This is a genomic window from Pseudomonas sp. PD9R (assembly GCF_019200975.1).
GTDB lineage: Bacteria > Pseudomonadota > Gammaproteobacteria > Pseudomonadales > Pseudomonadaceae > Aquipseudomonas.
Genome location: NZ_JAHTMR010000011.1, coordinates 58847 through 77567 on the forward strand (window position 1 = coordinate 58847; position 18721 = coordinate 77567).

The following is an 18721-nucleotide window of genomic DNA, read 5'->3' on the forward strand; positions in this document are numbered from 1 at the left end:
GCTGACTTGTGCCTGCACTTCAGGCGCACATTTTCCTTCCCTTTTGAATACACGGAACCCGCAAAACTCCATCATGGACCCTTCCCCTGGTTTGACCCTCGCCACAATATTCGCCGACTTCGGCATGATTCTTTTTGCTCTGATCCTGGTTCTGCTCAACGGCTTTTTCGTTGCGGCGGAATTTGCCATGGTCAAGCTGCGCTCGACACGGGTCGAAGCCATCGCGGACAAAAACGGCTGGCGCGGGCACATCCTGCGCACCGTACACAGTCAGCTCGATGCTTACCTGTCGGCGTGCCAATTGGGTATCACCCTCGCCTCCCTGGGCCTCGGCTGGGTCGGCGAACCGGCGTTCGCGCACATTCTGGAACCAATGCTCGAAGCCGTCGGCGTGCAGTCGGCCGAGGTGATCAAAGGTGTGTCGTTCTTCGCCGCGTTCTTTGTCATCTCGTACCTGCACATCGTGGTCGGCGAACTGGCACCCAAATCCTGGGCCATCCGCAAACCCGAGCTGCTGTCGCTGTGGACCGCCGTGCCGCTGTACCTGTTCTACTGGGCCATGTACCCGGCCATTTACCTGCTCAATGCCAGCGCCAACACCATCCTGCGCATCGCCGGTCAGGGTGAACCCGGCCCGCATCACGAGCACCATTACAGCCGCGAAGAACTGAAGCTGATCCTGCACTCCAGCCGTGGCCAGGACCCAAGCGACCAAGGCATGCGCGTATTGGCCTCGGCCGTGGAAATGGGCGAACTGGAAGTGGTCGACTGGGCCAACTCCCGTGAAGACCTGGTGACGCTGGAGTTCAACGCACCGCTCAAGGAAATCCTGGCGATGTTCCGTCGCCACAAGTTCAGCCGTTATCCGGTGTACGACAGCGATCGCCAAGAGTTCGTCGGTCTGCTGCACATCAAGGATCTGCTGCTGGAACTGGCGGCCCTGGACCACATTCCGGAGTCGTTCAACCTGGCTGAACTGACCCGCCCGCTGGAGCGCGTGTCGCGGCACATGCCGCTGTCGCAGTTGCTGGAGCAGTTCCGCAAGGGTGGCTCGCACTTCGCCGTGGTCGAAGAGGCCGACGGCAACATCATCGGCTACCTGACCATGGAAGACGTGCTGGAAGTGCTGGTTGGCGACATCCAGGACGAACACCGCAAGGCCGAACGCGGCATCCTCGCGTACCAGCCGGGCAAACTGCTGGTACGGGGCGATACGCCGCTGTTCAAGGTCGAACGGCTGCTGGGGATCGATCTGGACCACGTCGAAGCCGAAACCCTTGCCGGGCTGGTCTACGAAAGCCTCAAGCGCGTGCCGGAAGAAGAAGAAGTGCTGGAAGTCGAAGGCCTGCGCATCATCATCAAGAAGATGAAAGGGCCGAAGATTATTCTGGCCAAGGTGTTGATGCTCGATTGATTGCAATGCGGTAAACCGCATTGATCCCAAAAGATCGCAGCCTTCGGCAGCTCCTACAGGGTTATGTGTACACCTGTAGGAGCTGCCGAAGGCTGCGATCTTTTGCTTTTACTGCTTGCCCAACACAAAGTTGGGTAACGCGCCCACCGGTTGATTGAACTGGTACGGAATCGATACCAACCCCATTCCGGTATTGCGCTGCACCACGAAATGCAGGTGCGGCCCGCTGCTGTTGCCGGTATTGCCCGACAGCGCCAGCGCACTGCCTACCGCCACCCGTTGCCCCTCACGAACGCAAACCGAGCCTTTCTTCAGGTGCAGGTACACGCCCATGGTCCCGTCATCGTGCAGCACCCGCACGAAATTGCCCGAGGCATCGGAACCACGTCCAGCCTGCCCGTTTTCGGTTTTCACTACGACCCCGCCGCGCGCGGCGATGATCGGCGTGCCTTCGGGCATGGCGATGTCGATGGCGTAGCGGTTCTTCGGCCCAAAGTGGCTGTATTGGCCATTGGCGCCCTGACTCACCCGAAACGGCCCGCCACGCCAGGGCAACGGGTATCGATAGGCCATGGTGGCTCCTGCAGGGTCACCCAGGGAGTATGTGAAGTTGGGGAGGTAAGCGAGCGGCTTTCCGGCCTGAGCCGGCGTGAGTTGCGCCAGGCGGATGCTGCTGCGCAGCGGCATGACCCGGCGAATCGGTCGACTCGGCGCGCCGCTGACATTCTTCAGGCCCGTGAAACTCAATTCAATTTCTACCGGTGCATACAGGTCATTGCGCACGTACACGCTGTCCACGCCATCCTTTTTCATGATGACCAGGTACACCTGACGCTCAAGGTGCTCGACCATGCGATCGCGAAAAGTGAACACCTTGGAGCCTTTGGTGGGGCGGTCGCTGTAGGAGACCACGCCATTGGCGTCGGTGGACTTGTAGATCGTCATGGCCAGAGCCGGAGTGGCGGCCATGAACAGACCACAAAGAAACAGCAGGCGCGCGAGCATGGGCAGGATTCTGTTCGAGTAAGGCTTGGAGTGAGCCTAGCAGTCAGAATTGACCTGTGTGGTCTACAGATGTTTCAAAAACAAAGTCAAAAGATCGCAGCCTTCGGCAGCTCCTACAGAGGAAAGCGATCACCTGTAGGAGCTGCCGAAGGCTGCGATCTTTGGAAGCGACACCGCTTACGCGCCCGGAATGAAGTGCTTCTGCGCCGTGCCACGGGCAATCAGGCGCGAGATGTAGTCGAGCTTTTGCGCGTCCTGGTCGACGAAGCGGAAGGTCAGTTGCAGCCAGTCACTGTCAGGCTTCGGCTCGTGGGCGACGATGGCGTGCAGGTACCCATTCAGACGAGCGGTTTCGGCGTTGTCGCCCTGCTCCAGGTCGAGCACGGCGCTGTCGAGCACTTGCGGCAGGGTTTCAGAGCGCTTCACCACCAACAGCGCTTCCTTGAGGCTCAACGCCTTGATCACGCATTGCTGGATACCGTTCGGCAGGCGCAGTTGACCCTGGCCCCGCCCGCCGCCGGCAGTCGCGGCCGCCACCGGTGCCTTGACCGGTGGGCTGTTGAGCAATCCACGGGACGGTGCCGGTGCCGCAGCGGCCGGGGCCGGGGCCGTTGGCGCGACCACGGCAGCCTTGCCGCCGGTCAATGCATTCAGGGAATCGTTGCCGAACGCCGAGCCCGTTTTGGTCGCAGCAGCACTCATCACGGTGTCGAGTTTGCCGACCTTGTGCAGCGCCTGCTTGACCTTGGTGATCAGTTGCTCGTTGGTGAACGGTTTGCTGACGTAGCCGGACACCCCGGCCTGAATCGCCTGGACGACGTTCTCTTTGTCGCCACGGCTGGTCACCATGACGAAAGGCATGGTTTTGAGGTTGTCCTGCTCGCGGCACCAGGTCAGCAGTTCGAGGCCGGACATTTCCGGCATTTCCCAGTCGCACAGCACCAGGTCGAACGCTTCCCGCGCCAGCAACGCTTGAGCTTTTTTGCCGTTGACTGCGTCTTCGATCCGGATGTTCGGGAAATAGTTACGCAGGCACTTCTTAACCAGGTCACGAATGAACGAGGCATCGTCCACGACCAACACACTGACCTTACTCATCCATAACCCCTTTAAAAAATCCCGGCAAGCATACCGCTTTGCTGATGGCACATTGCCAAAAACCTTCAGTCACGCCGGGACTTTTCGTTCGCGGGTGCTGCAATCGACTTCGTAAGCCGCAAACAAAAACGCCCGGCCAAAAGGCCGGGCGCTTTACTTGGGCAATCTTACTTATCGTCAGATTTGCCCGGAACATTAGCGCTTTCGCCGCTGGTTCCCTCAACTTCTTCCTTCATGCGCTTGAGGCCCAGGTGACGCACGTCGGTGCCGCGCACCAGGTAAATCACCAGTTCCGAGATGTTGCGCGCATGGTCGCCGATACGCTCCAGCGAACGCAGCACCCAGATAATGCTCAAGACCCGCGAGATAGAGCGCGGGTCTTCCATCATGTAGGTCGCCAGCTCACGCAGGGCGGTCTTGTACTCGCGGTCAATGATCTTGTCGTACTGCGCCACCGACAACGCCAGGTCGGCGTCGAAACGTGCGAAGGCGTCCAGTGCATCGCGAACCATGTTGCGCACCTGGTCGCCAATGTGGCGAACCTCGACGTAACCGCGCGGCGCTTCGCCTTCTTCGCACAACTGGATGGCGCGGCGGGCGATCTTGGTCGCTTCGTCACCGATGCGCTCCAGGTCGATCACCGATTTGGAAATGCTGATGATCAGACGCAAGTCGGACGCCGCCGGCTGACGACGGGCCAGAATGCGCAGGCACTCTTCGTCGATGTTGCGTTCCATCTGGTTGATCTGGTCGTCGATCTCGCGAACCTGCTGGGCCAGGCCGGAATCGGCCTCGATCAGCGCGGTGACTGCGTCGTTGACCTGCTTTTCCACCAGTCCGCCCATGGCCAGGAGGTGGCTGCGCACTTCCTCCAGCTCGGCGTTGAATTGTGCGGAAATGTGGTGGGTGAGGCCTTCTTTACTAATCATGTTGGCGTCCTTGGAGCGTCCGGTAAGGTGCGGTGGACCGCAGCGTCAGTTCAGTGAGCAACCACAGCTTCCTAGCCGTAACGACCGGTGATGTAGTCTTCGGTCTGCTTCTTCGCCGGATTGGTGAACAGGGTGTCGGTGTCGCCGAATTCCACCAGTTTGCCCATGTACATGAACGCCGTGTAGTCGGAAACCCGCGCGGCCTGCTGCATGTTGTGGGTGACGATGACGATGGTGAATTTGGATTTCAGTTCGTAGATCAGCTCTTCGACTTTCAGCGTCGAGATCGGGTCGAGTGCCGAGCATGGTTCGTCGAGCAGCAGCACTTCCGGTTCCACGGCGATGGTGCGCGCGATCACCAGACGTTGCTGCTGACCACCGGACAGGCCCAGTGCCGACTCATGCAGACGGTCTTTGACTTCGTCCCACAGCGCCGCGCCTTTCAACGCCCACTCAACGGCTTCGTCGAGGATGCGTTTCTTGTTGATGCCCTGGATGCGCAGGCCGTAGACCACGTTCTCGTAGATGGTTTTCGGGAACGGGTTCGGCTTCTGGAACACCATGCCGACGCGACGACGCAGTTCGGCCACGTCTTCGCCCTTGCGATAGATGTTGTTGCCGTACAGGTTGATCGCGCCTTCAACGCGGCAGCCATCAACCAGATCGTTCATGCGGTTGAAGGTACGCAGCAGCGTGGACTTGCCGCAGCCGGACGGGCCGATGAAGGCCGTCACACGCTGTTTCGGAATGTTCATGCTGACGTCGTACAGCGCTTGTTTGTCGCCGTAGAACAGGCTCAGGCCCGGCACTTCGATGGCCACGGTTTCCTGCTCGAGGCTCAGGCTCTGTTTGTCGCGACCCAGGGCCGACATGTTGATGCCGTGGGTATGTGTTTCGTGCTGCATGGGAGGCTCCCTGTGCTAACAAATTCGGTTCAGTGAGCCGCAGGATGCGCCTGCGGTTACGCAATTTTTCTGTAGGAGCGAGCTTGCTCGCGATGGTAGGTCAGGCACAGCAAATGTGTCGGATGTACCATTTTCGCGAGCAAGCTCGCTCCTACAGGGGTAATCAGCTATCCAGCGCTTTGTATTTCTCGCGCAGGTGGTTACGAATCCACACTGCCGACAGGTTCAACGTCGCGATCACCAGTACCAGCAGCAGCGCCGTGGCGTACACCAGCGGCCGTGCGGCTTCGACGTTCGGGCTCTGGAAGCCGACGTCATAAATGTGGAAGCCCAGGTGCATGATCTTCTGGTCCAGGTGCAGGTACGGGTAGTTGCCATCCACCGGCAGCGACGGCGCCAGTTTCACTACACCTACCAGCATCAGCGGCGCCACTTCACCGGCGGCGCGAGCCACGGCGAGGATCATGCCGGTCATCATCGCCGGGCTGGCCATCGGCAGTACGATTTTCCACAGCGTTTCCGCCTTGGTCGCACCGAGGGCCAACGAGCCTTCACGCACTGTGCGAGGAATCCGCGCCAGGCCTTCTTCGGTGGCCACGATCACCACCGGCACTGCCAGCAGCGCCAGCGTCAGCGAGGCCCAGAGCAGGCCCGGCGTACCGAAGGTCGGTGCCGGCAAGGCTTCAGGGAAGAACAGCCGGTCGAGCGAGCCGCCCAGCACATAGACAAAGAAGCCCAGGCCGAACACGCCGTAAACGATGGCCGGAACGCCTGCCAGGTTGTTCACTGCGATGCGGATGATTCGGGTCAGGGCGTTCTGCTTGGCGTATTCACGCAGGTACACCGCCGCCAGTACGCCGAACGGGGTCACGATCATCGCCATGATCAGGGTCATCATCACGGTGCCGAAGATCGCCGGGAAAATCCCGCCTTCGGTGTTCGCTTCACGCGGGTCGTCGCTGAGGAATTCCCAGACCTTGCCGAAGTAGAAACCGACCTTGGTCAGGGTGCTCATGGCGTTCGGCTGATAGGCGTGAACCACTTTGCCGATACCGATTTCGATTTCTTTGCCGTTGGCATCGCGGGCCGTCAGGCTGTCGCGGTTGAATTGCGCATGCAGATCGCTCAGACGTGCTTCGATGTCCTGATAACGGGCATTGAGCTCAGCACGCTCGGACTCCATGTCCGCTTGAGCGGTGGCGTCGAGCTTGCCTTCCAGCTCCAGCTTGCGACTGTGCAGGCGGATACGCTCAAGACCGGCGTTGATTGCGCCGATGTCGGTTTTTTCAAGGCTCTTGAGTTGCGCCGCGAGCTTGTTGACGCGGTCTACGCGCGCTTGCAGCTCAGGCCATGCGGCCTCGCCTTCAGCGATAACCTTGCCATCCTGTTTGACGTTGACCAGGTAGCCGTAGAAGTTGCCCCACTCGCGACGCTCGATGGCCATCAATTCAGGTGGCGTGGTCTGGTTGGTCAGCCACTCGCCGACGATCCAGGTGAAGTCGTTGCCGTTCAAGTCACGATTGCCGACCTTGATCAGCTCGCGGGTCATGAATTCCGGGCCTTCATCCGGCACCGGCAAGCCAGCGCTCTTCAGTCGCGCACGCGGCACTTCTTCCTTCTGTACCACTTCACCGATGACCAGGTGGTTGGCTTGGCCCGGCACGTCGTAATTGGCGTGCACCAGATCCGCCGGCCAGAAGTGACCCAGGCCGCGCACGGCAATCACTGCCAGCAAGCCAATGGTCATGATGACCGCGATGGACACCGCGCCACCGCTGATCCAGACGCCGGGGGCGCCGCTCTTGAACCATCCATTCAGGGAGTTCTGTTTCACAGACTTCTACCTTTCTTAAAGCGACGAGTATTTCTTGCGCAGACGCTGACGAATCAGTTCTGCGAGGGTGTTCATGACGAAGGTGAACAACAGCAGCACCAGCGCCGAGAGGAACAGCACGCGGTAGTGGCTGCCGCCGACTTCCGATTCGGGCATTTCCACCGCGACGTTGGCGGCCAGGGTACGCAGGCCTTCGAACAGGTTCATTTCCATGACCGGGGTGTTACCGGTGGCCATCAGCACGATCATCGTTTCACCGACCGCACGGCCCATGCCGATCATCAGTGCCGAGAAAATGCCCGGGCTGGCGGTGAGGATCACCACGCGAGTCATGGTCTGCCAGGGCGTGGCACCGAGGGCCAGGGAACCGAGGGTCAGGCCACGCGGCACGCTGAACACGGCGTCTTCGGCGATGGAGTAGATGTTCGGGATCACCGCGAAGCCCATGGCCAGACCGACCACCAGGGCGTTGCGCTGATCGTAGGTGATGCCCAGGTCGTGGGAGATCCACATGCGCATGTCGCCGCCGAAGAACCAGTTCTCCATGAACGGGCTCATGTACAGCGACAGCCAGCCCACGAACAGAATCACGGGAATCAGGATCGCGCTTTCCCAGCCGTCCGGCACTTTCAGGCGGATCGACTCAGGCAGGCGACTGAAGGTGAAACCGGCGACCAGAATGCCGACCGGCAAAAGCATCAGCAGGCTGAAGATGCCCGGCAAGTGCCCTTCCACATAAGGCGCGAGGAACAGACCGGCAAAGAAACCGAGGATCACCGTCGGCATCGCTTCCATCAACTCGATCACTGGCTTGACCTTGCGGCGCATGCCCGGAGCCATGAAGTACGCGGTGTAGATCGCCGCAGCGACGGCCAGCGGCGCGGCCAGCAACATGGCGTAGAACGCGGCTTTCAGGGTACCGAAGGTCAGCGGCGACAGGCTCAGCTTGGGTTCGAAGTCGGTGTTGGCGGCGGTCGATTGCCAGACGTATTTAGGCTCGTCGTAGTTCTCGTACCAGACCTTGCTCCACAACGCGCTCCACGACACTTCCGGGTGCGGGTTGTCGAGCAGCAGCGGATGCAATTTGCCGCCGGCTTCCACGATCAAGCGGTTGGCCCGTGGCGACAGACCGAAAATGCCTTGGCCTTCGGCGACCTGATCCACCAGCAACGTGCGGTGCGCGGTGCTGTGGAACACACCTAGTTTGCCGGAAGCGTCGAGGGCAACAAAACCCTTGCGGCGCTCTTCGGCGGTGATTTCAACGATAGGCGTGGTGCCCATCTGGAAGGTTCGGATCTGCTTCAGGCGTTGCTCGCCATCCGGGTCGCGCGCCATGAACCACTGGGCCAGGCCACCTTTGGAGTCGCCGATGATCAGCGAGATGCCGCCCACCAGTTGGGTGCTGGCGGTGACTTGGGCTTCGCCGTCTTCAAGCAGTTTGTAACGACCGTTGAGGCTCTTGTCGCGCAGGCTGAACACGTCGGCCTGGGCACGCCCGTTAATCACGTACAACCACTGCTGACGCGGGTCGACGAAGATGTTCTTCACCGGCTCGTTCATCTGTGGCAGCTCGATACGTTTCTGCTCGTTGGTGACTTCACCGGTCATCATGTTTTCTTCGCTGGTCAGCGACAAAACATTCAGTTGCGAACCGGTTGCGCCCACCAGAATCAGGGTCGAATCGGTGGCGTTGAGGCTGACATGCTCCAGCGCACCGCCGGCTTCGTTGACCGCGATTGGCGTTTCGCCGTACGGGTATTCAATAGCTGGCGTGATGGTCTTCTTGCCATCCGGGTAGCTGACTTTATAGGTGTGACGGAACACCAAGGCCTGGCCGTTGGACAAGCCCACTGCCACCAGCGGATGGCCTGGCTGGTCTTCGCCGATGGACGTTACGCTGGTGCCGGCCGGCACGGGCAGATCGACGCGCTTGAGTTCGGCGCCACTGTCGATATCAAAGAACAACGCCTGGCCTTTGTCGGAAACCCGCATGGCCACCTGATTCTGCTCTTCCAGGGAAATCATCAACGGCTTGCCGGCGTCTTGCATCCAGGCGGGCGTGATGGCGTCCTTGGCAGTCAGGCTGGCACCCTGGAACAGGGGCGCGACGACGTAGGCGAGGAAGAAAAAGATCAGCGTGATCGCGCCGAGAACAGCCAGGCCGCCGACGAGGACGTACCAGCGGGTCAGGCGATCTTTGAGCGCGCGAATGCGCCGCTTGCGTTGCAGCTCAGGCGTATTGAAGTCAATCCGCTTGGGAGGATTAGTAGTCATGTTGGAATTGGCCAGATCATTCATTCGCACACCCTAGCGATCCTGTATGACAGAAAGATGACAGTGCAGTGACGTGACAAATCCGCCGCTGGCGATTACCAGCAGTGGATAGAAAATTCGGGGGGTATGTAGGAGCTGTGTTGGGGCTGTGTAGGAGCTGTCGAGTGCAACGAGGCTGCGAACTTTTTAACGGCAAGATCAAAAGATCGCAGCCTCGTTGCACTCGACAGCTCCTACACAGCTCCTACACGTTCCTACAGAGGTCCGGGGATTAGCCCGGGCCTAAGGTGTTACTTTTTTGCGACTTCAGTGCCGCCTTCCGACAGACCCAGGTCAGCCAGCGCTTTGGCTGCGACTTTGGCTGGCAGTGGGATGTAACCGTCTTTCACTACAACTTCCTGGCCCTGTTTGGACAGAACCAGTTTCACGAACTCGGCTTCCAGCGGGGCCAGGGGCTTGTTCGGGGCTTTGTTGACGTAAACGTACAGGAAGCGCGACAGCGGATACTTGCCGTTCAGGGCGTTTTCTTCGGTGTCTTCGATGAACTCGGTGCTGCCTTTCTTGGACAGGGCAACGGTTTTCACGCTAGCGGTTTTGTAGCCGATGCCCGAGTAACCGATGCCGTTCAGCGAAGAGCTGATCGACTGCACGACCGAAGCCGAGCCTGGTTGTTCGTTGACGTTTGGCTTGTAGTCGCCTTTGCACAGGGCTTCTTCTTTGAAGTAGCCGTAGGTGCCGGATACCGAGTTACGACCGAACAGTTGAACCGGCTTGTTGGCCAGGTCACCGGTCACGCCCAGGTCACCCCAGGTTTTGACTTCGGTTTTAGCGCCGCACAGACGAGTGGACGAGAAGATCGCGTCAACTTGTTCCATGGTCAGGTGCTGGATCGGGTTGTCTTTGTGCACGAACACCGCCAGGGCGTCCACGGCAACCGGGATTGCGGTTGGCTTGTAGCCGTACTTCTGCTCGAAGGCAGCCAGTTCGGTGTCCTTCATTTTGCGGCTCATCGGGCCCAGGTTAGAGGTGCCTTCAGTCAGCGCAGGTGGAGCAGTGGCAGAGCCAGCGGCCTGAATCTGGATGTTTACGTTCGGGTATTCTTTTTTGTAGTTCTCAGCCCACAGGGTCATGAGGTTGGCCAGGGTATCGGAGCCGACGCTGGACAGGTTGCCCGACACACCAGTGGTCTTGGTGTAGCTCGGGATCGACGGGTCAACAGCGGCAACCGCGTTGGCAGTCGCAACGCCAGCAGCGACAAAAGTCATTGCCGCCATCAAACGCTTCAGTTTCATGCCTTACTCCTAGCAGATAGGGTGTGTTATTCGGGGCCAAGTATCAGCAGGCCGTGTGAACACTCTATGGCTGAAATATGACAATTGGATGAAAGGCCAGTATTCCGTCAGGAAGGCTGGCCTTTGAGTTGTAACTGATGATGTTGAGTGATGCGTAGATTGCCAAGATCGCAGCCTGCGGCAGCTCCTACACCTATCTATGTAGGAGCTGCCGCAGGCTGCGATCTTTCGGCGCCAGTCGTTACCTACCGACCCTTCTTCCAGAGGAAAGCACCCACCAAAATCCCGACCCCACACAGGATCGCGACGTAGTAAGCAGGCCCCATCGGGCTTTCCTTGAGCAGCAGGCTGACGACCATCGGCGTCAGGCCACCGAAAATGGCGTAGGCCACGTTGTAGGAAAACGACAGGCCACTGAAACGCACCACTGGCGGGAACGCCTTGACCATCACGTACGGCACCGCACCGATGGTGCCCACCAGCAGGCCGGTCAGGGCGTACATCGGGAACAGCCAGTCAGGATGGTCGGCCAGGCTGTGATAGAAGGTCCAGGAACTGGCGAGCAACGCGGCACAACCGAACACGAAGACGCGCCCTGCACCGAAGCGATCCGCCAAAGCGCCGGCAACGACGCAACCAATGCTCAGGAACACAATCGCCACGCTGTTGGACTGCAGGGCGGTGGTTGGCGAGAAGTGGTAGACCGTTTGCAACACGGTCGGGGTCATCAGTATCAGCACCACAATCGCGGCCGACAGCAGCCAGGTCAGCAGCATGGAGATTGCAATCGCGCCACGATGGTCACGCAGCACCGCACGCAGCGGCACTTCTTCGGCCAGGGCTTTGCGCTGTTGCAACTCGGCGAATACCGGGGTTTCGTGCAGCCAGCGGCGCAGGTACACCGAGAACAGGCCAAATACACCGCCCAACAGAAACGGGATTCGCCAGGCGTAATCCGCCACTTCCACCGAGGTATAAATGCTGTTGATCGCCGTCGCGACGAGAGAACCCAGCAAGATGCCCGCTGTCAGGCCGCTGGTCAGGGTGCCGCAGGCATAACCGACATGCCGTTGCGGCACGTGTTCGGATACGAAGACCCACGCGCCCGGCACCTCACCGCCAATCGCCGCGCCTTGAATCACGCGCATCAGCAGTAACAGGATCGGCGCCCACATGCCGATCTGCGCATAGGTCGGCAACAGGCCCATGATCAGGGTCGGCACCGCCATCATGAAAATGCTCAGGGTGAACATTTTCTTGCGCCCCAGCAGGTCACCGAAGTGCGCCATCACGATGCCGCCCAGCGGCCGCGCCAGGTAGCCGGCGGCGAAGATGCCGAAGGTCTGCATCATGCGCAGCCATTCCGGCATGTCGGCCGGGAAAAACAGCTTGCCCACCACCGTGGCGAAGAACACAAAGATGATGAAGTCGTAGAACTCCAGCGCACCGCCCAGGGCAGACAGCGATAGAGTCTTGTAGTCATTGCGGGTCAAAGGTCGTGCGGGTTGGTCTGGCTGCGCGATGCTCGAGGGCGCTGTGGTCATGGCAAGGACTTCTCTTATAGTCGGATCTGTTACCTCAACAACGCTGGCAGAGGCTTGGACAGGTCCGGCACCATAGCAAATTGTTCGAAAAAGCACATAGAGGTGCGTTTTTGACGGTCAAAATGAGAACCGGACGGTCGTCTCGGAGTCTACCGACCGATATACTCGCAATCTTGCACCGGTTTGAAAGGGTTGCTGTGCGAAAACGCCTGTCAGGTTCATAGGCGATTTCGCAGAGTTTCCCTTTAGGCGCCTTACGAAAAACGTGACGAACGTAGTATGTTCGGGCTGAATCGTTTTTCTTGAAGACGGCTATTCACCTGAAATACTTATGAAGAGTTACGGGTCAGAGGCACCCCCGGCATGATAGAGCTCGAACAGGAAGATCCGATTCCGCAAGGCGACCTGGCCCTGCAAATCACCGCACTTCCCCGCGAAACCAACGGCTTTGGCGATATTTTCGGCGGCTGGCTGGTCTCGCAGATGGATTTGGCCGGCACCGCGATGGCCAGCAAGGTCGCCGGCGGGCGCGTGGCAACTGTGGCGATCGACCGTATGGCGTTCCTGGTTCCAGTGGCGGTGGGCGCTCAGCTCTCCTTCTATACCCAGGCACTGGAAATCGGCCGCAGCTCGATCAAGATGATGGTCGAAGTCTGGAGCGACGATCCGTTGTCCAGCGAGTGGCGTAAAGTCACCGAAGCAGTGTTTGTGTTCGTCGCCATCGATGGCAGCGGCCGCACCCGTTCGGTTCCGCCCAGAGCCCGTTAAGTTAAAGAGCCGCGTTAAACCCGGTGACCGTTTCGCGGTCCACAGCAGTCCTGTTACTGATTGAGAGCTGTCCCATGAGCACGCCCAACGTTGAAGCCGTGAAACTGGATGAACTGAATTGCTGGCGCATCCGCCACGGTCAGGCCGAATTGCTGGTGGCCCAGCAAGGCGCGCACATTCTCAGTTATCAGCTGGCGGGCCAGCCGCCAGTGATCTGGCTCAACGACGAGGCTGTGTTCAAGACCGGCAAAAGCATCCGCGCCGGCGTGCCGGTGTGCTGGCCGTGGTTTGGCAATCTGGCGCGCAACCCGCAAAGCGTTCAGGCGATGCGCGTCAGCAACGAACCAGCAACGGCTCATGGTCTGGTGCGGGCAATGGACTGGGAACTGGGCGGTATCGAAGCCGAGGGTGAAGGCCTGAAGGTCGAATTCCTCCTGCCCTACCCTGAAGGCGGCCTGCCCGGCTGGCCACATCAGGTGGACTTGAAGCTGAGCATTCGTCTGGATGAGCAACTGCACATCAGCCTGACCAGCCACAACCAAGGCACTGAAACCGTCACCATCAGTCAGGCGCTGCACAGCTATTTCGCCGTCAGCGATGTGCGCAACGTGCATGTCGAAGGGTTAAATGGCTTGAGCTATATCGAGACGCTGGACGACTGGAAGACCGTCACGCAATCCGGCGACCTGCGTTTTACCGGCGAGACTGATCGCATCTACCTTGATACTCCAGCGAAATTGAGCATTGTTGACCCGACCTGGGAACGGCGTATTGAGCTGACCAGCGTCGGCTCGCGTACCGCCGTTATCTGGAACCCGTGGATCGAACGCGCCGCGGCATTCAGCGACATGGCCGACGATGGCTGGCAGCGCATGCTGTGCATCGAAACGGCGAATGTGATGGGTGATGTGGTGAATTTGGTGCCGGGTGCCAGCCATAGCCTGGGTGTGAGTATCGGCAGCAAAGCGCTTTAAGATCAAAAGATCGCAGCCTGCGGCAGCTCCTACATAGATCGGTGTAGGAGCTGCCGCAGGCTGCGATTTTTTGATTTACGGCACTACAGATCCGACTCTTTCACCACTCGCACTTTCGCCGCATCCAGTGCATACGCCGCATCCGCCAGGTCGTTGCTGACTTTCTCGACTTTCAGCGTGCCCGTCACCCACAACGGCGTGTAGATATCGTTGAGCTTCAAGCCCTTCGGATAGCGCACCAGCACCAGTTGATTCGGCGGCGGTGGCGGCACGTGGATGCAGGCGCCCGGGTAAGGCACCAGGAAGAACAGCGTGCTGCGGCCCTTGGCGTCGGACTCCAGCGGCACCGGATAACCACCAATGCGGATGTTCTTGTCGTTCATCGACGCCACGGTTTTGGTCGAATACATCACCGCCGGCAGGCCTTTGCTCTGCTTCATGCCACCCTTTTCGGTAAAGGTGCCATTGGATTCGGGGGAGTTGTGGTCGATTTCGGGCATGGCCTCAAGGGCTTTCTGGTCCGACTTGGGCATCAGTTCGAGCCAGTCGGTTTCCGGCAGTTCACCGGCATGGGCAAGGCCAGAACCCACTAAAAGAAGAGTCAACAGAAGACGTCGCATGAAGGTGCTCGGTAAAGGAGAGGACGATGGAACGCCGAGCATTCTAGCCCTCTCGGCCCACATGGCCGAGAGGGCTTTGTCGTTTAATCAGCTCTTTTTGATCAATCCGTAGATCACCAGCAACACCACGGCGCCGACCAGCGCACCGATGAAGCCTGCGCCTTGGCCGGCCTGGTAAATGCCCAGCGCCTGGCCGCCGTAAGTGGCCGCCAGCGAACCGCCGATACCGAGCAGGATGGTCATGATCCAGCCCATGCTGTCATCGCCCGGTTTCAGGAACCGAGCCAGCAGGCCGACGATCAAGCCGATAAAGATGGTTCCGATGATTCCCATGGCATTTCCCTCTGAATGGATAGTTATGCGAAAGCCTAGTCAGACTTTCGCATCCTGCCATGAGAGAACGGCGCCACCTGAATGGTTCCGCCGCTGCCACATGAAACTATTCGGCGATGAGCGCTTCGACCTTGAGGATCTGCGCGGCCAGGGTTTCGCGGTCTGCACAACGCAGGTTGGCGTGGCCCACTTTGCGGCCGACCTTGAACGCCTTGCCGTAGTGATGCAGATGGCAATCGGCGATGGCCAGGACCTTTTCGGTTTCCGGCACTTTACCGATGAAGTTGAGCATCGCGCTCTCGCCGACCTTGGCGGTCGAACCCAGCGGCAGACCAGCCACCGCCCGCAGGTGGTTTTCGAACTGGCTGCACTCGGCGCCTTCGGTGGTCCAGTGCCCGGAGTTGTGCACACGCGGGGCGATTTCGTTGGCCTTGAGGCCACCGTCGACTTCAAAGAACTCGAACGCCATCACGCCGACGTAGTCCAGCTGCTTGAGCACGCGGCTGGAGTAGTCTTCGGCCAGGGCTTGCAACGGGTGGTCGGTGCTGGCCACGGACAGTTTGAGGATGCCGCTGTCGTGGGTGTTGTGGACCAGCGGATAGAACCGGGTTTCGCCATCGCGAGCGCGCACGGCGATCAGCGAGACTTCGCCAGTGAACGGCACGAAGCCTTCCAGCAAGCAAGCCACGCTGCCCAGTTCGGCAAAAGTACCCACCACATCTTCAGGTTTGCGCAGGACTTTCTGACCCTTGCCGTCATAACCCAAGGTACGGGTTTTCAGAACGGCAGGCAGACCGATGGAAGCCACGGCGGCGTCCAGATCAGCCTGGGACTGGATGTCGGCGAACGCCGGGGTCGGAATCCCGAGGTCCTTGAACATGCTCTTCTCGAACCAGCGATCGCGGGCGATGCGCAGGGCTTCGGCGCTCGGGTAGACCGGGACGAATTGCGACAGGAACGCCACGGTTTCGGCCGGGACGCTTTCGAACTCGAAGGTCACCAGATCGACTTCATCGGCCAACTGACGCAGGTGGTCCTGATCGCCGTAATCAGCGCGCAGGTGTTCGCCCAATGCTGCCGCGCAAGCATCCGGCGCCGGGTCCAGAAAAGCGAAGTTCATACCCAGCGGAGTTCCCGCCAGCGCCAACATGCGACCCAACTGGCCGCCACCGATTACACCGATCTTCATCGTCAACAACCTCAGGCGATGCGTGGGTCTGGATTTTCCAGGACGCTGTCTGTCTGCTCAGCACGGAAGGTTTTCAGCACTTCATGGAACTGCGGGTGCTTGGCGCCCAGGATACTCGCCGACAACAGCGCCGCGTTGATCGCGCCCGCCTTGCCGATCGCCAGGGTGGCGACCGGAATGCCCGCCGGCATTTGCACGATAGAGAGCAGCGAATCGACGCCAGAGAGCATCGACGACTGCACCGGCACGCCCAATACCGGCAGGTGGGTCTTGGCCGCACACATGCCAGGCAAGTGGGCAGCGCCACCGGCACCAGCGATGATCACCTCGATGCCACGCGCCTCGGCTTCTTCAGCGTACTGGAACAGCAGGTCCGGGGTGCGGTGGGCAGAAACCACTTTCACCTCGTAAGGGATGCCGAGCTTTTCCAGCATATCGGCGGTGTGGCTAAGGGTGGACCAATCGGACTTGGAGCCCATGATCACGCCAACCAGTGCACTCATCGTCGTGCCTCTTCTCTCTGGGCGCCCGCAGGCGCGTCAAAAAACAACAAGCCACGCATTATGCGTGGCTTGATTGTACGAATTATGGCCGGTCGTAGCCGGCCGAAGGCCGCGCAGTATACCGCAATACGACAGATAAACAGCCCCCTGCGCGACCATCCGTCATTCACCTCGGCGGCACCCACTTATTGACTCGAAAGTCAGCCAGCCGCTTCTGACAGCCATAACCCTTAGTTACTTAAAGGTGCCATTGCGCAAACTTCCAAATATTAAAACCACCCGAACTTATAATCTTCGACATCGGGCAACAGTAAGAAATAGATGCTCGCTCGCAACACCAATACATCACTGTTAATTTTAAGGGCACAACTTGCTAATCCTATCGTTCTGGAAAGCATGGGTTACCTCTATTCAGATGAAGTTAAGGCGAAGGATTTGAAACGACCCCACAGGCCAACGTGATCTTGATCACCAACGACAACTTGAATTCCAGGGTTGGAGGCGTCTCACGCACTTACCCCCCGTACTACGCCGGCAAATTTGCTATCGCTTCGCGGAACACCTATTCGACTGTCGGCCATGAAGTGGGCATTTATTGGGAGCCAAACATGAAGACGCTGAAACGCTGTACTACGGCTGGTGGTGTGAGACCTGCATGAGACCCCGTCCAGACGGGTTCAAATCCAACTGCTATTCCTTCAGCCCTGCCAACCGGCAAAACATTAAACACCATCTGGCAAATCACGAATAACACTGCCCGTTAGGTTGAGCATCGGCACCGCACACTAACGCTCATAATTTCTAACTATTTTTTCAAGGAACCCACCATGTCAAAACGTCCAATTCTGCTGACAGTTTTCATACACGAAGACTTGGGAAGCTACAACGAAGACAAACTCTATCTTGATCATTTTGACTGGATTGCAGACAAAATCGCATCTCTCTCCGGCCGGACCATGGACGTTGTATTCGTCCCACCCTCAGATTCGCCGTTTATCAGTAATATCGATTATAAAACTGACAATATTGGTTCTCTACTGGCGAAACTAAGCTATCAAATAGAGATCCATCTAAACACTTCACAAAACACAATCGTCGACAACAGCATTCATAAATTTTTGCTATTAACGCGCGACAACATTAACGACGAGATGTTGGGTGCCGCCTACAGCCCTGGTCAGTTGGGAATCTCTTCCATTACAACAAAAATCGCAGCAGCTCACGAAGTGGGTCATATGTTCGATGCGCGGCATGAAGACAGCGAAGTAAACGCCGAAACTTATTACGGCATTGCGAAAACGATCATGTACCCAATTGCAGAATCACCCGTAGCATTTCGCTTCAGCGACAAAAATCTGGAAAACATTAAAACTTACCTCAATCGATTCGCTTGAATGCTTTATCTCTAAACCAATCTATTGCCGACTGCCGGTACGGCGCTGTTCAAACGTTGCACAGGAATTATTTATGCCAAAACAATTATGGCTGATGGTCTTTATTCACGAAGATCTTTCAGATTATCCCTATCGAGATCTGCGCGATCAATTTGACTGGTTAATATCCGAAATCGAAGACATTTCCGGGCGACAGATGACGCTCACTTTTGTACCTTCATCAAACTCACCAGAACTCAGTAGCTACGATTATAAAAACAGTGATGCAGCAAGCGCGTTATGGGGATGGTACGACAAGATCGAAGCCTATAAAGCTTCATCGACTTTCAAATTCGACGACAACCTTCATAAATTTCTCTTGCTGACACGCGACAACATCAACAGCGGTGTTGCCGGCATTGCCGCTCCGACGGGACATTATGCAATTGCATCAATAAACCATCGGGCTCCCGCTCATGAAGTGGGCCATATGTTCGATGCAAGACATGACGACTATGAGGTGCTTTACAACGGTTGGTGGGATGAAACCATTATGGCTCCAGGCTCCGGTTTCTCCAGTCTCAGGGGCAATGCCAACCGTTTCAGCGACAAGAACAGAGACAATATCCGTGAGTATCTCGAACAGTTTGACTGACCGCGCTGAAC

Annotated in this window: 17 protein-coding genes; 5 read left to right on the plus strand and 12 right to left on the minus strand. The window is 58.3% G+C overall.

Annotated features, from left to right (window positions below):
- Positions 1–73 precede the first annotated feature (73 nt).
- On the plus strand, positions 74–1414 hold the full coding sequence (locus tag KUF73_RS20565; RefSeq protein ID WP_218439871.1) for a hemolysin family protein: 1341 nt from the start codon (positions 74–76) through the stop codon (positions 1412–1414).
- A gap of 108 nt (positions 1415–1522) precedes the next feature.
- On the opposite strand, the gene KUF73_RS20570 is transcribed toward KUF73_RS20565, so the two are convergent.
- From KUF73_RS20570 to KUF73_RS20605, 8 genes are all read right to left on the minus strand, one after another.
- A complete protein-coding gene (locus KUF73_RS20570) occupies positions 1523–2419 on the minus strand; it encodes a peptidoglycan DD-metalloendopeptidase family protein (protein WP_218439872.1) in 897 nt (298 codons plus the stop codon).
- A 177-nt stretch (positions 2420–2596) separates the two neighbouring features.
- Entirely contained in the window at positions 2597–3517 is a 921-nt protein-coding gene (locus tag KUF73_RS20575; RefSeq protein WP_218439873.1) for a response regulator, read from the minus strand.
- A 167-nt stretch (positions 3518–3684) separates the two neighbouring features.
- Positions 3685–4446 carry a phosphate signaling complex protein PhoU gene (gene phoU / locus KUF73_RS20580; RefSeq protein ID WP_034149333.1) on the minus strand — a complete coding sequence of 254 codons (762 nt, stop codon included), beginning with the start codon at positions 4444–4446 and terminating at the stop codon, positions 3685–3687.
- Between the two features lie 71 nt (positions 4447–4517).
- Positions 4518–5351 (minus strand): phosphate ABC transporter ATP-binding protein PstB, encoded by an 834-nt coding sequence (pstB, locus tag KUF73_RS20585; protein WP_007942698.1) that lies wholly within the window; start codon positions 5349–5351, stop codon positions 4518–4520.
- Between the two features lie 163 nt (positions 5352–5514).
- Positions 5515–7185, minus strand: a complete 1671-nt coding sequence (gene pstA, locus KUF73_RS20590; protein ID WP_218439874.1) for a phosphate ABC transporter permease PstA — start codon at positions 7183–7185, stop codon at positions 5515–5517.
- Positions 7186–7200: 15 nt separating this feature from the next.
- Entirely contained in the window at positions 7201–9234 is a 2034-nt protein-coding gene (locus tag KUF73_RS20595) for an ABC transporter permease subunit (RefSeq protein ID WP_218440011.1), read from the minus strand.
- Between the two features lie 515 nt (positions 9235–9749).
- Entirely contained in the window at positions 9750–10751 is a 1002-nt protein-coding gene (locus tag KUF73_RS20600) for a phosphate ABC transporter substrate-binding protein PstS (RefSeq protein ID WP_218439875.1), read from the minus strand.
- A 245-nt stretch (positions 10752–10996) separates the two neighbouring features.
- The gene (locus KUF73_RS20605; protein ID WP_218439876.1) at positions 10997–12295 is read right to left on the minus strand and encodes an MFS transporter; all 1299 of its coding nucleotides are present in this window, start codon (positions 12293–12295) and stop codon (positions 10997–10999) included.
- 363 nt (positions 12296–12658) lie between these two features.
- On the opposite strand from KUF73_RS20605, the gene KUF73_RS20610 reads away from it, so the two are divergent.
- Together KUF73_RS20610 and KUF73_RS20615 are read left to right on the plus strand one after the other, a co-directional pair.
- Positions 12659–13063: an acyl-CoA thioesterase gene (locus KUF73_RS20610; RefSeq protein WP_047535207.1), complete on the plus strand. Its 405-nt coding sequence runs from the start codon at positions 12659–12661 to the stop codon at positions 13061–13063.
- Between the two features lie 74 nt (positions 13064–13137).
- Positions 13138–14037: a D-hexose-6-phosphate mutarotase gene (locus KUF73_RS20615; RefSeq protein WP_218439877.1), complete on the plus strand. Its 900-nt coding sequence runs from the start codon at positions 13138–13140 to the stop codon at positions 14035–14037.
- An 83-nt stretch (positions 14038–14120) separates the two neighbouring features.
- On the opposite strand, the gene KUF73_RS20620 is transcribed toward KUF73_RS20615, so the two are convergent.
- The 4 genes from KUF73_RS20620 to purE form a co-directional block, all read right to left on the minus strand.
- Positions 14121–14657 carry a DUF3299 domain-containing protein gene (locus tag KUF73_RS20620; RefSeq protein ID WP_218439878.1) on the minus strand — a complete coding sequence of 179 codons (537 nt, stop codon included), beginning with the start codon at positions 14655–14657 and terminating at the stop codon, positions 14121–14123.
- 87 nt (positions 14658–14744) lie between these two features.
- Positions 14745–14990, minus strand: a complete 246-nt coding sequence (locus KUF73_RS20625; RefSeq protein WP_218439879.1) for a GlsB/YeaQ/YmgE family stress response membrane protein — start codon at positions 14988–14990, stop codon at positions 14745–14747.
- 106 nt (positions 14991–15096) lie between these two features.
- Positions 15097–16179, minus strand: coding sequence for a 5-(carboxyamino)imidazole ribonucleotide synthase (locus tag KUF73_RS20630; RefSeq protein WP_218439880.1), 1083 nt, complete (start codon positions 16177–16179; stop codon positions 15097–15099).
- Between the two features lie 11 nt (positions 16180–16190).
- The gene (purE, locus tag KUF73_RS20635) at positions 16191–16682 is read right to left on the minus strand and encodes a 5-(carboxyamino)imidazole ribonucleotide mutase (protein WP_150634558.1); all 492 of its coding nucleotides are present in this window, start codon (positions 16680–16682) and stop codon (positions 16191–16193) included.
- An 827-nt stretch (positions 16683–17509) separates the two neighbouring features.
- Here purE and KUF73_RS20640 point away from each other — a divergent pair.
- On the plus strand, positions 17510–18076 hold the full coding sequence (locus KUF73_RS20640; protein ID WP_218439881.1) for a zinc-dependent metalloprotease: 567 nt from the start codon (positions 17510–17512) through the stop codon (positions 18074–18076).
- Positions 18077–18149: 73 nt separating this feature from the next.
- Positions 18150–18710, plus strand: a complete 561-nt coding sequence (locus KUF73_RS20645) for a hypothetical protein (protein WP_218439882.1) — start codon at positions 18150–18152, stop codon at positions 18708–18710.
- The last annotated feature ends 11 nt before the right edge of the window (positions 18711–18721 follow it).

What these genes read in the sequence shown, in the direction of transcription:
- KUF73_RS20625 (WP_218439879.1), bottom strand. Translation starts at nt 14,990, where the DNA reads ATGGGAATCATCGGAACCATCTTTATCGGCTTGATCGTCGGCCTGCTG.
- KUF73_RS20570 (WP_218439872.1), bottom strand. Translation starts at nt 2,419, where the DNA reads ATGCTCGCGCGCCTGCTGTTTCTTTGTGGTCTGTTCATGGCCGCCACT.
- purE (WP_150634558.1), bottom strand. Translation starts at nt 16,682, where the DNA reads ATGAGTGCACTGGTTGGCGTGATCATGGGCTCCAAGTCCGATTGGTCC.
- KUF73_RS20600 (WP_218439875.1), bottom strand. Translation starts at nt 10,751, where the DNA reads ATGAAACTGAAGCGTTTGATGGCGGCAATGACTTTTGTCGCTGCTGGC.
- KUF73_RS20610 (WP_047535207.1), top strand. Translation starts at nt 12,659, where the DNA reads ATGATAGAGCTCGAACAGGAAGATCCGATTCCGCAAGGCGACCTGGCC.
- KUF73_RS20630 (WP_218439880.1), bottom strand. Translation starts at nt 16,179, where the DNA reads ATGAAGATCGGTGTAATCGGTGGCGGCCAGTTGGGTCGCATGTTGGCG.
- KUF73_RS20645 (WP_218439882.1), top strand. Translation starts at nt 18,150, where the DNA reads ATGCCAAAACAATTATGGCTGATGGTCTTTATTCACGAAGATCTTTCA.
- KUF73_RS20605 (WP_218439876.1), bottom strand. Translation starts at nt 12,295, where the DNA reads ATGACCACAGCGCCCTCGAGCATCGCGCAGCCAGACCAACCCGCACGA.
- KUF73_RS20615 (WP_218439877.1), top strand. Translation starts at nt 13,138, where the DNA reads ATGAGCACGCCCAACGTTGAAGCCGTGAAACTGGATGAACTGAATTGC.
- KUF73_RS20565 (WP_218439871.1), top strand. Translation starts at nt 74, where the DNA reads ATGGACCCTTCCCCTGGTTTGACCCTCGCCACAATATTCGCCGACTTC.
- KUF73_RS20640 (WP_218439881.1), top strand. Translation starts at nt 17,510, where the DNA reads ATGTCAAAACGTCCAATTCTGCTGACAGTTTTCATACACGAAGACTTG.
- KUF73_RS20595 (WP_218440011.1), bottom strand. Translation starts at nt 9,234, where the DNA reads ATGCAAGACGCCGGCAAGCCGTTGATGATTTCCCTGGAAGAGCAGAAT.
- KUF73_RS20575 (WP_218439873.1), bottom strand. Translation starts at nt 3,517, where the DNA reads ATGAGTAAGGTCAGTGTGTTGGTCGTGGACGATGCCTCGTTCATTCGT.
- KUF73_RS20620 (WP_218439878.1), bottom strand. Translation starts at nt 14,657, where the DNA reads ATGCGACGTCTTCTGTTGACTCTTCTTTTAGTGGGTTCTGGCCTTGCC.
- pstB (WP_007942698.1), bottom strand. Translation starts at nt 5,351, where the DNA reads ATGCAGCACGAAACACATACCCACGGCATCAACATGTCGGCCCTGGGT.
- phoU (WP_034149333.1), bottom strand. Translation starts at nt 4,446, where the DNA reads ATGATTAGTAAAGAAGGCCTCACCCACCACATTTCCGCACAATTCAAC.